Source organism: Bradyrhizobium quebecense, assembly GCF_013373795.3.
Classification (GTDB): Bacteria; Pseudomonadota; Alphaproteobacteria; order Rhizobiales; family Xanthobacteraceae; genus Bradyrhizobium; species Bradyrhizobium quebecense.
In genome coordinates this window covers 5,283,981-5,297,635 of the sequence record NZ_CP088022.1, presented here as the reverse complement: position 1 = coordinate 5,297,635, position 13,655 = coordinate 5,283,981, and the positions used below count along the sequence as shown (strand labels likewise).

Here is a 13,655-nt window from a genome sequence, read left to right as displayed (position 1 = left end):
TTCTAATCGCCGCGCGACTGCACGCTTCGTTCATCGTGTTAGTGACGGCAAGAATGGAGACTGGAATTAGGTAGCGAAGTTGACTGCGACGACCAAATCCCTGCGGCGATGGGGCGCCGTCCACAAATGGACCAGCCTGATCTGCACATTGTTCATGCTGCTGCTGTGCATCACCGGCCTGCCGCTGATCTTCCATGAAGAGATCGACGATCTCCTGCACAGCCAGGTCAAGCCGACCGAGGCGCCCGCAGGCACGCCGCCGGCCGATCTGGATCATCTGCTCGCCAACGCGCTCGCGCGCGCGCCGGGCAAGGTGCCTCACTTCCTGATCTGGGATCGCGACGAGCCCGGCGCGATGTGGGTCAGCGTTGGTCTGGCGATCGACGCCGATCCGACCAACAACCTCCTGATCCGGATGGATACGCATACCGGTGCCTATCTCGATTCCCCCGACGTGACCGGCCGCTTCACCTACATCATGCTGAAGCTGCACACCGACATGTTCGCGGGCCTGCCCGGCAAGCTGTTCCTTGGATTGATGGGAATCCTGTTCTGCGTCGCGATCATTTCCGGCATCGTCGTCTACGCGCCGTCGATGCGAAAGCTGCGCTTCGGCGCCTACCGCGCGCAGCGGACCCGCGTCGTGCGCTGGCTCGACGTCCACAATCTCGCCGGCATCCTGCTGGTGGCCTGGACGCTGGTCGTTGGTTTCACCGGCGTCATCAACACCTGGGCGGACCTCGTCCTCAAGATGTGGCAATTCGGCCAGCTCGCCGAGATGACCGCGCAGTACAAGGACCGGCCGGTGCCGTCGAAGCTGACCTCGCTGAATGGGGCCGTTGAGGTTGCGAGGCACGCGGTGCCTGGAATGACGCCGAGCTTCGTCGCATTCCCGGGGACCCTGTTCAGCAGCAAGAGCCACTACGCGGTGTTCCTGCACGGCGATACACCGCTGACCTCGCGGCTGCTGAAGCCCGCACTGATCGATGCGGAAACCGGGACGCTGACCGACAGCCGCGATATGCCCTGGTACGTGTCGACGCTTTACGTCTCACAGCCGCTGCATTTCGGCGATTACGGCGGCATGCCGCTCAAGATCGTCTGGGCGCTGCTCGATATCCTCACCATCTTCATCCTCGTCACCGGCGTGTATTTGTGGATGCGCCGGCGCAGGGCGGGCGTCAGCCAGGAACGCGCCATCGCCAACGCCGCCTCGATCGATAACCCCGCGCTCACGTCGTGACATCAGCATGGTCGCACATCGTTCATTGAGCCAGATCTTCGCCGCCCCGCTCGTGATCGCGATCGTGAGCACGGTGGGATTGATCAGCGCGCTTGTCGGCGACGGCTGGTGGGATGCCGTCTCCTGGGTGGCGCTCGGCCTGCCCGTGCTGCTCTATCTGCTGTTCATCTGGCGGCGCCGACCGAATTGATCAGGCTGGCTGGATCGCGGTTCGACGATGGGCCGGCCAGGTCCGGCTCAAGACGACTGTCGCGCGCTCGATGAAGAAGCGGCTGCTTCGTCCGCGACGTCTCAAGACGCCTGTCCGGGCGGACGACCAGCTGCTGCGTTCGACGCGCTAGACCCGCGCTTCCGCACGCAGTGTCGTCTCGATCTCGCCGAGGATGCGCGCCAGACGCTCGGCCCATGCCGTCTCGCCGGCTTGGTCGGAGATCAGGTCCTGGCGGATCTCGATGCCGGAATTCATCAGGCCGCGCTTTTCGCCATGCACGGGGATCGTGTAGTCGGTCTCGTCGCTGACCGCATAGGGCTCGTTGTCGCCGACCACGAGATCGCCCTCGCTGCGCAGATGCTTCAGCAGCAGCGGCGGCAGCGCGGTGTCGCGGTGATAGAGCGTGCCGATGTGCCAGGGACGCGCGATACCGGCATAGACCGGCGTGAAGCTGTGCAGCGACACCAGCACCGTCGCAATGCCCTGACGCGCACGTCTGTCGATGATCTCGTCGATGCGCTGGTGATAGGGATCGAAGATCTGCGCGCGGCGCATCTCGGCGGCTTCGCGCGACAGACCCTCATTGCCGGGAACGGTGGTGGCTTCGCTGATCAGCGGTACCGCGCCTGCGACATGCGGCGGACGATTGCAGTCGATCACGAGCCGCGAGTAGCGCTGCGCGATCAGGTGCGCGCCGAGCAGGTCGGAGAGCTGGGTTGCGACGCCGGCGATGCCGATGTCCCAGGCGATGTGCCGGACGAGCTCGCTTTCGGGCAGGCCGAGGTCGCCGAGCGGGGAGGGAATCAGCCTGCCATAATGATCGCAAGTCAGAAGGAACGGCGAGCGGCCGCCAGGATTATGTTCAAGAACCGGTGAAACATCGGTGTTTGTCAGCAGAAAGAACGGGCCACCGGCGTGATTCACGGGCTTTTTCCTCAACTTTGCCTATTCAAGGGGCATGCTGGTTTGGAATCAAGCAGCATTCTCTATAGATTTAGCGGCCCAAATCACGATGATTGTTTGAAGATGCCGCTCCTGACTATCCATCACAAGACCGTTTATCGCTATGCGCGCCCGGTGGCGTTCGGCGAACACCGCATCATGCTGCGCCCCCGCGACGGCCATGATCTGCGTGTGCTCGACAGCGCACTTGTGATCGACCCGCCGCCGATGTCGCTGCGCTGGATCCACGACGTGTTCGGCAACAGCGTCGCGATCGCCACCTTCGACGAGCGCGCCGACACGCTGTCGTTTGTCTCGACCGCGACGGTGGATCACAATCCGGCCGACAGGTTCGCGCTGACGCCGGACGACGCCGCCTACTTCTATCCGTTCCTCTACGACGATGAGGAATTCCCCGACCTGCAGCAGTTCATCACGCCGCAATATGGCGACCCGAACGGCGAGCTGTCGGCCTGGGCGCGGCGCTTCCTCGATGTCGAGGCGCCGACCCTGACGTTCAAGATCCTGAGCGACATGACGCATGGCATCCGTGAGGCATTCAGCTATCGCAAGCGCTTTGAGCATGGCACCCAGCACCCGCTCGATACGCTGCGGACGCAGTCCGGGACCTGCCGCGACTATGCGCTGTTCATGATCGAGGCGCTGCGCCGGCTTGGCATCGCCGCGCGCTTCGTCTCCGGCTATCTCGCCATGCCCACCGACAGCGCGCATGGCTATGTCGGCGGTGGCTCGACCCATGCCTGGGTGCAGGTCTATCTGCCGAGCGCCGGCTGGATCGAGTTCGATCCGACCAACGGCATCGTCGGCACGCGCGATCTGATCCGCGTCGCTGTCGCGCGCGATCCCCGCCAGGCGATCCCGCTGCACGGCGTCTATCTCGGCCCGACCGATGCCTTTCTGGACCTGGATATCGACATCAAGGTCGTGTCGGTCGGCGAGAATGCGGCGGAGCGGGAGACGGCCTGACGATGCAGATCAAGGTCGGCTTCGAGATCACCTACACAGCTCCGCAGCCGACCCCGATGGTGATCATGCTGTCGATCCATCCGTCACGCTACGCCGATATCGTCGGCACCGAGAGCATCTCGGCCGAGCCGGATGTCCCGATCGGACTCTATCGCGACGGCTTCGGCAATGTCTGCGGGCGTCTGGTCGCCCCCGGCGGTGGCGTCACTTTCCGCGGCAGCGCGCTGGTGCGGGATTCCGGGCTGCCCGATGTCGTCAATCCGGCGGCACAGCAGGTTCCGATCGAGCAGCTGCCTGATGACATGCTGCTCTATCTGATGCCGAGCCGCTATTGCGAGACCGACAAGCTGACCGATGTCGCCTGGTCGCTGTTCGGCAACACGCCGCAGGGGTGGGCGCGGGTGCAGGCGATCACCGATTTCGTGCACCACCATGTGACGTTCGGCTACGAGCACGCCCATCACATGAAGTCGGCGCACGATGTCTATGAAGGCCGCGCCGGCGTCTGCCGCGATTTCGCGCATCTGGCGCTCACCTTCTGCCGCTGCATGGGCATTCCGGCGCGCTACTGCACCGGATATCTCGGCGACATCGGTGTCCCGCCTGATCCCGCGCCGATGGATTTTTCCGGCTGGTTCGAGGTCTATCTGTCGGGCCAGTGGTACACCTTCGATGCCCGCCACAACACGCCGCGGATCGGCCGCATCCTGATGGCGACCGGCCGCGACGCTGCCGACGTCGCGCTCACCACGAGTTTCGGCCGTATGACGCTGACGAAGTTCGTCGTGGTGACCGATGAGGTGGTGGCGTGAGTTACGCCTTCGTCATTGCGAGCCAACGGGTCGCGCGAATGCGCGCCCGATGACAGGCTCCGCGAAGCAATCCATTGAGCCGCGGGGCAAAACCGAAGTATGGATTGCTCCGTCGCTTCGCTCCTCGCAATGACGGCTGTGTAAATTCTGATGATCTCCGACCTTCTCTTCGTCTACGGCACGCTGATGCGCGGTTTCGACCATCCGATGGCCAAGCTGCTCGCAGGCAATGCCGAATTCCTCGGGCCGGCGCAGTGTCGCGGCCGGCTCTACCTGGTGAAGCACTATCCGGGCCTGGTCATATCGGACGATCCCGCCGACATCGTGCACGGTGAAATGTTCCGCTTGCGCGAGCGCGAAGCCATGCTGCGCGAATTCGACATGTACGAAGCCTGCGGTGAAGGCTTTCCACCGCCGACCGAATATCTCCGCGAGATGCTTGCTGTCACGCTCGCCGACGGCAGCGTGAGCGAGGCGTGGACCTATCTCTACAATTGGCCGGTCACTGAGCTGCCGCGGATCGCGTCAGGAAAGTTTCTCGAGCACTGACTGCTTCACACTTCCCGCTCGACCCGGATGTCGACCTCGCGCTCGACATAGCTCCATTCCTCGGTCGCGCGCAGCATGCCGACCAGCTCGTCGAACAGGGCGACATGCTCGGGGGCGAATTCGAACCAGGTCAGGAAGTCGAAGGGCATGCCAAGGTCGCGGGCGTGAAACAGCTGGCGGGCGATGGCGGGGAGGAATTTCAAGGTGCCGGCGATATGGTGCGACTTGTCCTCGAAGATCTCGCGGCGCTCCTGCTGCGTCAGCTCCCACCACGCCGCAGATTTCCTGATCGGGATCAGCGCCGCGTGCGTTGCCTCGCTTCGGCCAAGCCCGGCCTGCACGGCCGCAAGTTTCTCGCGCTCTTCCTTCTCGGTGTAGCGCAGATAGCTGGCAACGCCGGCGAGCCGCCAGGAGGTCTGCGCCGGCAACAGCGGCAGCGCGATCGAGTCGCTCGCAACGATCGACAGCGCCGCGACCTTCGGCAGCGTCTCGCCCTTCACCCGCGTGATGGACGTGACCTGCCAGCCGCCGCTCTGTCCGCCCCTGAATGTCGTGAACATGGCGCTATCCAATCCCGGAAGCGGGGAGGGGGCAAGCTTGCCGTGCAGGCTCTCCACCGTGGATTCGGGGGTAGCCCGCTCGACGGAGCCGTGACGGACCAGGCCTGTGAATAGCCCGGAAAAGCCCCACATTGTTCGGCATGCCCGGCCGAGCCGCTATATGGCTAACCGGTTGTCCGCGATTCGCCGCCCGAGCCCAGAATCACCCTGATGCGTTTCACGCCCGAATTCCTCGATGAGCTGCGCGCCCGGCTTCCGGTCTCGGAAGTCGTGGGCAGGCGCGTCAAGCTCAAGAAGGCCGGGCGGGAGTGGAAGGGGCTGTCGCCGTTCCAGCAGGAGAAGACGCCGTCGTTCTTCGTCAACGACCAGAAGCAGGCCTGGTTCGACTTCTCGTCCGGGCTGAACGGCAACATCTTCGACTTCCTGATGAAGACCGAGGGCGTGACTTTCCCCGAGGCGGTGGAACGTCTCGCCGCGATGGCGGGTGTCCCGCTGCCGGCCGTAACGCCCGATGCGGCGCGCCACGAGCAGCATCGCCGCACCCTGCACGACGTGATGGAACTGGCGACAAAGTTCTTCGCCGACACGCTGGCCTCGCGAGGCGGCGCCAAGGCGCGCGGCTATCTCGCCGACCGCAGCATCTCGCCGGCGACCCAGCTCCAGTTCCGGATCGGCTATGCGCCGCCGGATCGCTTTGCGCTGAAGGAGCATCTGGGTGCGTTAGGCATCTCCACCGAAGACATGGTGGAGGCAGGGCTGCTGGTGTCCGGCGAGGACAAGCCGGTGCCGTTCGATCGCTTCCGCGACCGCGTCATGTTCCCGATCACGGATGGCCGCGGCCGCGTCATCGCGTTCGGCGGCCGCGCGCTGGAGAAGGACGTTCCGGCCAAGTATCTGAACTCGCCGGAAACCCCGCTGTTTCACAAGGGCGACAATCTCTACAACCTGTTCACCGCGCGCCAGGCCGCGCATGACGGCGCGCAGCTGATCGTCGTCGAGGGTTATGTCGACGTCATCGCCATGGTCACCTCGGGCTTTCCCGGCGCCGTCGCGCCGCTCGGCACCGCGCTGACCGAGAACCAGCTGGCGCTGCTCTGGAAGATGGTGGACGAGCCGATCCTCTGCTTCGATGGCGACCGCGCCGGCCAGAAGGCCGCCTATCGCGCCGCCGACCTTGCCTTGCCCCAGCTCAAGCCGGGAAAGAGCCTGCGTATTGCGCTGCTGCCGGAAGGGCAGGACCCCGACGATCTCGCGCGCTCCGGCGGCCGCGGCGCGATCGAAGATGTGATCGGCGCCGCGAGGCCGCTCGCCGAAATGATCTGGTCGCGCGAGATCGAGGGCGGCAATTTCGACACCCCCGAGCGCCGCGCAGCATTGGAGGCGCGGATCGGAGAGCTCACCAATGGCATCCGCGACGAGGTGGTGCGCCGCTATTACCGGCAGGACCTGCAGGAGCGGCTGCAACGCAACTTTGCCACGGAGGGGGGACGCGGCGGTTACGGCCGCGGCGGCTACGGCAACAGGGGCAATTTCGGCGGTGGCCGCGGTGGCGAATCACCCCGCCAGTTTGCCCCCCGCGGCCCGGGCCAAGGTCGCCAAGCCGGCCGGTTCGGCGCCAAGGGCGGTGCCACCCCCGGGTTTTCACGGGGCCCCTATCAGGCCGCGAGCCAGCAACTGGCCAACAGCCCGATCATGCGCGGCCAGCGCAGCGCGATCTCGAGCCGCGAGGCGCTGATCCTGCAATCCCTGATCAATCACCCTTGGCTGCTGCACGACCATCTCGAGGAGGTGGCGGCGCTGGAGCTCGCCCATCCCGAGGCCCACAAGCTGCGGGCTGCCATCATTGCGGCCTTTGCCCACGACCATCACCATTCCCCTGACGTCGAGGAGCAGGCCGAGAAGATGCGTTCCGACCTCGAGGCGGGCGGATTATCGCATATTCTTCAAAGGGTTGAGCGGGCGATCACAACCCAGGCGGTGTGGGGGGCGCAGATCGGCGCCGCGCGCGAGGATGTTTTATCGACCTGGCGTCAACTCGTTGCCTTGCATCAGAAAACCCACGCCTTACTTAGGGAAAGAAAAGATGCGGAAGCGGCTTTGGCTGAAGACTCCAGCGAGGCCAATCTGGCATGGTTGCAGGATATCCAGGCCCGGATGGCAGAAGCCGACGGGACCGAAGCCCTGATTGAAGGGTTCGGCGAATTATCGGGCCGGTTCCAGCGTAATGTCTGATAACAAAAATGCTGCGGACGGCGCTGGCCGCACCCGCAAAAAGACTCGCCAAATCCATGGTTTGGCTGCAAAAACAGGGTTAAGCGAAACTTAATAGCCTCGCGGCTATTTCAAGATGGAAACCGTCGAGACGGATGACAGGGGTGGCGATAGTGTGCGCCGCCCTTTGTGCGTCGAGAGAGTAAATCTAGATTTCGTGCGGATGCGCGTGCGTGGCGCCATCTGGCATGACCGCGTTTCGGGAGCTTAGTGAATGGCCACCAAGGCAAAGACGCTGCAGGTTAAGGACAAGGAAAAAGACGACAAGGCAGCGGATGCTCCTGAGAAGGATGCCGCTGACGCGCCGTCGCCGTTGCTCGACCTGTCGGATGCCGCGGTGAAGAAGATGATCAAGCAGGCCAAGAAGCGCGGCTTCGTGACCTTCGATCAGCTCAACGAAGTGCTGCCCTCCGACACGACCTCGCCCGAACAGATCGAAGACATCATGTCGATGCTCTCGGACATGGGCATCAACGTCACCGAGGCGGATGACAGCGAAGGCGAGGACGAGAAGGACGACGGCGACGACGAGACCGACAACGAGCTCGTCGAGGTCACGCAGAAGGCCGTCACCGAGGTCAAGAAGTCGGAGCCGGGCGAGCGCACCGACGATCCGGTGCGCATGTATCTGCGCGAGATGGGCACGGTGGAATTGCTCTCCCGCGAGGGCGAAATCGCCATTGCAAAACGCATCGAGGCCGGCCGCGAGGCGATGATCGCGGGCCTCTGCGAAAGCCCGCTGACCTTCCAGGCCATTATTATCTGGCGCGACGAGCTCAACGAAGGAAAGATCTTCCTTCGCGACATTATCGATCTCGAAGCCACCTATGCCGGCCCCGAGTCGAAGGGCGGCATCAATCCGAACCTGATCGGCAACAACGGCGCCGAGGGCGCCGCCGCTGAAGGCAATGGCGGCGATGTGCAGGCTGGCGCGCCGGCCCATGTCGCGCCGCCCGCAGCGCCGCCGGCGCCGACCCCGTTCCGCGCCGCGCCCGCCGGTGGCGAAGCCGGCGTTGAGGAGAAGGATCCGGCCGAAGCCGCCGCCGAGTCCGACATGGACGACGACGAGTTCGAGAACCAGATGTCGCTCGCCGCCATCGAGGCCGAGCTGAAGCCGAAGGTGGTCGAGACCTTCGACAAGATCGCGTCCGAGTACAAGAAGCTGCGCCGCCTGCAGGAGCAGGACATCGCCAACCAGCTGCAGAGCGAGTCGCTGTCGCCCTCGCAGGAGCGCAAGTACAAGAAGCTGAAGGACGAGATCATCGTCGAGGTGAAGTCGCTGCGCCTCAACCAGGCCCGCATCGATTCACTGGTCGAGCAGCTCTACGACATCAACAAGAAGCTGGTCTCGTTCGAGGGCCGCCTGCTGCGCCTCGGCGACAGCCACGGCGTCGCGCGCGAGGATTTCCTGCGCAACTACCAGGGCTCGGAGCTCGACCCCCGCTGGCTCAACCGTGTCTCCAAGCTGTCGGCCAAGGGCTGGAAGAACTTCGTCCATCACGAGAAGGACCGCATCAAGGACCTGCGCCACGAGATCCAGTCGCTGGCGGCGCTCACCGGGCTCGAGATCGGCGAATTCCGCAAGATCGTGCACGGCGTGCAGAAGGGCGAGCGCGAGGCCCGTCAGGCCAAGAAGGAGATGGTGGAAGCCAACCTCCGCCTCGTGATCTCGATCGCCAAGAAGTACACCAACCGCGGCCTGCAATTCCTCGACCTGATCCAGGAAGGCAATATCGGCCTGATGAAGGCGGTCGATAAGTTCGAATATCGCCGCGGCTACAAGTTCTCGACCTACGCCACCTGGTGGATCCGGCAGGCGATCACCCGCTCGATTGCCGACCAGGCCCGCACCATCCGCATCCCCGTGCACATGATCGAGACGATCAACAAGATCGTCCGCACCTCGCGCCAGATGCTGAACGAGATCGGCCGCGAGCCGACCCCGGAAGAGCTCGCCGAGAAGCTCGGCATGCCGCTGGAGAAGGTCCGCAAGGTCCTGAAGATCGCCAAGGAGCCGCTGTCGCTCGAAACTCCGGTTGGTGACGAGGAGGATTCGCATCTCGGCGATTTCATCGAGGACAAGAACGCGATCCTGCCGATCGACGCGGCGATCCAATCGAACCTGCGCGAAACCACGACGCGCGTGCTGGCCTCGCTCACCCCGCGCGAGGAGCGCGTGCTGCGCATGCGCTTCGGCATCGGCATGAACACCGACCACACGCTGGAAGAAGTCGGCCAGCAGTTCTCGGTGACGAGAGAGCGCATCCGCCAGATCGAAGCCAAGGCGCTGCGCAAGCTGAAGCACCCGTCACGGTCGCGGAAGCTGCGGTCGTTCCTCGATAATTAATTCGGGTCGTCATGCCCGGACTTGACCCGGGCATCCATCGAGACAAAAGCGGCGGGGAAGGGCCCGCCGTTTTCATTTGTAGAGATCTCGCAAAATTCAAGCGCCGGCGCCCGGGGCCACCCCTCTCCCCAACCCTCCCCCGCAAGGGGGGAGGGAGCCTGACGAGCGTGCTCGCCTGACGGTGCTTCACCAATCTTGCCGTCGCGTCACAACGGCACATCGCGCCACGACGCGCTGTACGTCGGTCGCAATGTGAGGGACGCAGTGGCGGAGGGGCTCCCTCCCCCCTTGCGGGGGAGGGGCGGGGAGAGGGGTGCCGCTTGCTCCGACGCTTGCGGTGTGCGGAGACGACAGCTCAGCGGATACGTTGTCAGATGTGACCGGCCCGCGCGCTACTTCTTCTTGGCGCCGACGCGCTCGATGGTCTTGATCTCGAGCGGCGGGCGGCCGCCCTTTTCGGCGATCTCGCGGTCCTGCTCGCGCAGGAAGGCGCGCGCCGGCTCGTCGCCGTCCAGGCCGCCCAGCAGCTCCGAGGGCACGCGGCGGTTCGAGCGCTGCGAGCCGTCTTCATAGAAGACGTTGAAGAAGGCAAATTCGCCTTTGGGATTGGTCCCGGGTTTTTTCGGCATGGGCGGCTTGTCCCCGATCAGGCCGCCGCTGTCAAAGCAAATTACCTGCCGCTCGTGCCGATCTGCCCTGCATGATTCGGCGGCGTACGGCCCTTGCGCAAGGCGGGGCGATGCCTCAGCCCTCGAACAGCACGAACGCCGCCCACACGCTCGCGTCCCTGGCGCCCGCGACCTTGCCGTCGCGCGCATCGCGCCGGGTCTGGCGCAGCGCATCCGAATAGGTCAGGCCCTCCGCCAGGTGCTCATAAAAGCGGACGGTGAAGTTGGCAGTGCCCTCGTCGGCGACTGGCCACAGCGTCAGGAGCGCGCGGCGGGCGCCGGCGATGCCGAGCGCGGTCGGCAGGCCGCGCAGGCCGCTGACAAAACTCTCGTCGCCGCGGCCGGTCTCGCAGGCCGAGAGCACCAGCAGATCGAGGCCGGACAGGTCCCAGTCCATCACCTCGAACGCATAGAGATAGCCGTCCTTGTCGTCGCGCAGCGGCCAACGGCTGTCGCCGGCGCCGGACAGCACGATGCCGCTTTGCCAGAGCGTGTCGAGGCCGGACGCCGTGCTGTCGTGATAGAAGCCGTGGGTCGCCAGATGCGCAATGCGGGCCTTGCCGATCGCCTCGCGCAGCACAGCTTCGCTGACGCCGCGCCCGGTCAGCATCTCGACCGGCGCGCGGCGCGCGCGGGCGAGCTTGGCGATCGCCTCGATCTCGGCCTTCGTGCCGGGCAGGGGCATCGGCCCGGGCTGGCTGTATTCGAGGCCGCCGGCGAGCAGCATCGCGCCCGTCCGGTCGAGCGTCTCGCGCGCATGGATTGCGATCAGCGCTTCGGGGCTGGTCAGCATCCGGATGGTGTACCTGTCCTCGAGCAGCCCGCCGTCGGCGCCGGGCAGCAGCGAGAACGGCACGGCAAACAGGAATCCGTCGGGCACCACATAGAGCGTTGTCTTGTCCTTCAGGGCAGGCTCCAGCGGCGCGAACAACCGCGCGCGGAGGTTCTGGAAACGGCCTTTGCTGTCGAGCGCCTTGTTGTCTGCTGCCTTGTCGTCTGCTGTCTTGGCGTCGCGATCCGGCGCGGCGGCCTGCGTCGCACGCAACCGCGCGATCTCGGTCCGCACGCCGGTGTCGACCATCCGGCCGGGATCGCCGAGATCGATCACGCGCGGCTCGCTCGTTGCGGTCTCGACGATGGCGTAGAGCACGGTCGCCGCCAGCGGCTGCTTCGACTGGCGGTCCGCCTTCCATTGCCGCGTGATGAAGTAGTTGATGACGGCTTCGTCAGGCGCGAGCAGCTGCGAGGGGCGGATCGGGTCCTGCGGCAGCTTCACGCCGATCGCATCGAGCCGCTTGTTCAGCGCCTTCTCGGTCGCGTCCTGCCGCTGCCACACGGACCTCGCCCAGTCGTCGATATTGCCCGAGGAGAACAGCTCCTGCTTCTCGCCGTTGAGCCGCAGCGCCGCGCGCAGCAGCGCCGCGGTCTCCTCGTCCTTGCCCGCCATTTGCGTCTCGAGCCGGCGCAGCGCCGTGGCATCACCGCCGCCGAGCGTCTTCCAGCGCAGCACGGCAGCGGCAAACGCCGGCTGGGCCACGGCTGACCCGGCCCCGGTGGCGAAGCGGCCGAACGCGAACAGCAGATGGTCGGCATGGGCGCGGATCGCTTCCGCGACGGCGCGATCGCCTGATGTGCCAACCTCGCGCTTCATCCAGTCGAACATCTCGCGGTCGAGCGCGGTGAAGTTCTGCACGGCGCGGTTCGGATCGGTCGCGATCAGGGCAACCGCGATGCCGAGCTTGATCTCGAAGCTGAGCGGATGCTGCGCGGTGAAGGCGCGGGTCGAAATCGCAAGCGCGGTCTCGCGCAGCCGCATGCCCGCATCTCGCTCGCCGCGCTGCTCGCGTCGGCCGGCCGCCAGCACCGCGGCCTTGATGCGCAGGAAGTCCGCGAAATTCTCCTCATTGGCGACGATCGCCTCCAGCCGCTCCAGGTCGGCTTGCGGCATCGCGGCGTCGCCGGCGGCGAGCATGTCGGTGTAGAACAGCCAGGCGTCGGCCTGGCCGGCGAAGCTCGGGTCCTTCGGCGCGAGCACGGTCGCGATCGCGCGATGCCGGCGGAAGTAGCGGCGGGCGTCGTCGAAACGGCCGAGATTGAGGAAATCCTGTCCGGCGTTGTTGACCGTCACCAGCGTATTGAGATGGTTCTCGCCGTAATGCTTGGCGCGCTTCTCGATCGCGAACAGGTCGAGCTCGAGCGCCTTCGCCGGCGCGCCGATTTCGCGCAGCATGTCGGCATAATTGTTGGCGAGCTTCCAGGTGGTGCGGTGGTCGGGCCCCAGCGCCTTTTCCGCGCGCTCGAAATTGCGCCGGCCGATATTGGTCGCCGACGCGGCCGAGCCGTTGGCCGACAGCGCCACCGCGAGCTTGTCGCTCGCGATCAGCGATTCCTCGGAGCCTTCGCCCCAATAGGCGTTGAAGGCCGCGATCGCCTTCATGTAGAGCGGGACCGCCTCCGCGATCCTGGCGTGGTCGGATATGAGGATCGCGTACATCAGGAGCACATCGGCATTGCCGGGCGGCGATTGCGCGGCAGCCTTGCCCTGGAACGCCCGCACGAACAGCTTCTCGGCGAGGTCATCGCGTTTCACCGCGCGCAGCGTGGCCGTCGCGTCGAAATATTGCTCCATGACGAACTGCGCGTCGTCGAGCTTGTCCGCCGCATTCAGTGCCGTAAGCAGCTGTGCATAGCCCGCGTCGAACTTGCCGCCGCGCGTCAGCGCGATGGCGTTCTTCATCTGCACGGCGATCGCCTGCGTGCTCCCGGTGCCTTGCGCCGGCGCTCGCTTGGCGCGGGCGTCCTGCGCGGCGGCAGTGCCTGCTGTTCCGGTCAGTGTCGCGCCGAGCGTAAGGATGATGCTGAGCGATGCGGCAGCCCTGCGCGCACGTACGAACCCCCCGGTGATCGTCATCGATGGCACATCCTCATCGTGTCGTCCGTCATCGGATCGTGTTCCCCGCTAATGACGGCTTGGTCGCATCAGGCCCACGACGCTTTTGCGGCGTCTTTGCATGAACAAGACACGGCGGCCGGTCGCGCGTGGCGCGGAACCGGCGAGCCGAATT

The 13,655-nt window shown here is 65.3% G+C and carries 11 protein-coding genes; 7 read left to right on the top strand and 4 right to left on the bottom strand.

The genetic code is table 11. From position 1 onward, the window contains the following. Nucleotides 1-154 precede the first annotated feature (154 nt). Nucleotides 155-1,243, top strand: coding sequence for a PepSY-associated TM helix domain-containing protein (locus HU230_RS25495; RefSeq protein ID WP_234633892.1), 1,089 nt, complete (start codon nucleotides 155-157; stop codon nucleotides 1,241-1,243). A 7-nt stretch (nucleotides 1,244-1,250) separates the two neighbouring features. Beyond that, nucleotides 1,251-1,433: a hypothetical protein gene (locus tag HU230_RS25490; protein WP_176529339.1), complete on the top strand. Its 183-nt coding sequence runs from the start codon at nucleotides 1,251-1,253 to the stop codon at nucleotides 1,431-1,433. A gap of 147 nt (nucleotides 1,434-1,580) precedes the next feature. Here HU230_RS25490 and HU230_RS25485 read toward each other — a convergent pair whose 3' ends face one another. Next, the gene (locus HU230_RS25485) at nucleotides 1,581-2,378 is read right to left on the bottom strand and encodes an N-formylglutamate amidohydrolase (RefSeq protein ID WP_176529340.1); all 798 of its coding nucleotides are present in this window, start codon (nucleotides 2,376-2,378) and stop codon (nucleotides 1,581-1,583) included. A 102-nt stretch (nucleotides 2,379-2,480) separates the two neighbouring features. Between HU230_RS25485 and HU230_RS25480 the strand changes: the two genes are divergently transcribed. From HU230_RS25480 to HU230_RS25470, 3 genes are all read left to right on the top strand, one after another. After that, nucleotides 2,481-3,383, top strand: coding sequence for a transglutaminase family protein (locus HU230_RS25480; protein ID WP_176529341.1), 903 nt, complete (start codon nucleotides 2,481-2,483; stop codon nucleotides 3,381-3,383). 2 nt (nucleotides 3,384-3,385) lie between these two features. Next, a complete protein-coding gene (locus HU230_RS25475; protein WP_176529342.1) occupies nucleotides 3,386-4,195 on the top strand; it encodes a transglutaminase-like domain-containing protein in 810 nt (269 codons plus the stop codon). Between the two features lie 150 nt (nucleotides 4,196-4,345). Beyond that, the gene (locus HU230_RS25470) at nucleotides 4,346-4,744 is read left to right on the top strand and encodes a gamma-glutamylcyclotransferase family protein (RefSeq protein WP_176529343.1); all 399 of its coding nucleotides are present in this window, start codon (nucleotides 4,346-4,348) and stop codon (nucleotides 4,742-4,744) included. 5 nt (nucleotides 4,745-4,749) lie between these two features. Here the strand turns inward: HU230_RS25470 and HU230_RS25465 are convergent, their stop codons facing one another. Beyond that, a complete protein-coding gene (locus HU230_RS25465; RefSeq protein ID WP_176529344.1) occupies nucleotides 4,750-5,304 on the bottom strand; it encodes a chlorite dismutase family protein in 555 nt (184 codons plus the stop codon). Nucleotides 5,305-5,514: 210 nt separating this feature from the next. On the opposite strand from HU230_RS25465, the gene dnaG reads away from it, so the two are divergent. Both dnaG and rpoD read left to right on the top strand, forming a co-directional pair. Next, nucleotides 5,515-7,536 (top strand): DNA primase, encoded by a 2,022-nt coding sequence (gene dnaG, locus HU230_RS25460; protein WP_176529345.1) that lies wholly within the window; start codon nucleotides 5,515-5,517, stop codon nucleotides 7,534-7,536. Nucleotides 7,537-7,789: 253 nt separating this feature from the next. Next, on the top strand, nucleotides 7,790-9,922 hold the full coding sequence (rpoD, locus tag HU230_RS25455; RefSeq protein WP_092124161.1) for an RNA polymerase sigma factor RpoD: 2,133 nt from the start codon (nucleotides 7,790-7,792) through the stop codon (nucleotides 9,920-9,922). A gap of 392 nt (nucleotides 9,923-10,314) precedes the next feature. Here rpoD and HU230_RS25450 read toward each other — a convergent pair whose 3' ends face one another. After that, entirely contained in the window at nucleotides 10,315-10,551 is a 237-nt protein-coding gene (locus tag HU230_RS25450; RefSeq protein WP_092124162.1) for a hypothetical protein, read from the bottom strand. Nucleotides 10,552-10,666: 115 nt separating this feature from the next. Then, nucleotides 10,667-13,501 (bottom strand): CHAT domain-containing protein, encoded by a 2,835-nt coding sequence (locus HU230_RS25445; RefSeq protein ID WP_176529346.1) that lies wholly within the window; start codon nucleotides 13,499-13,501, stop codon nucleotides 10,667-10,669. Nucleotides 13,502-13,655: the final 154 nt, after the last annotated feature.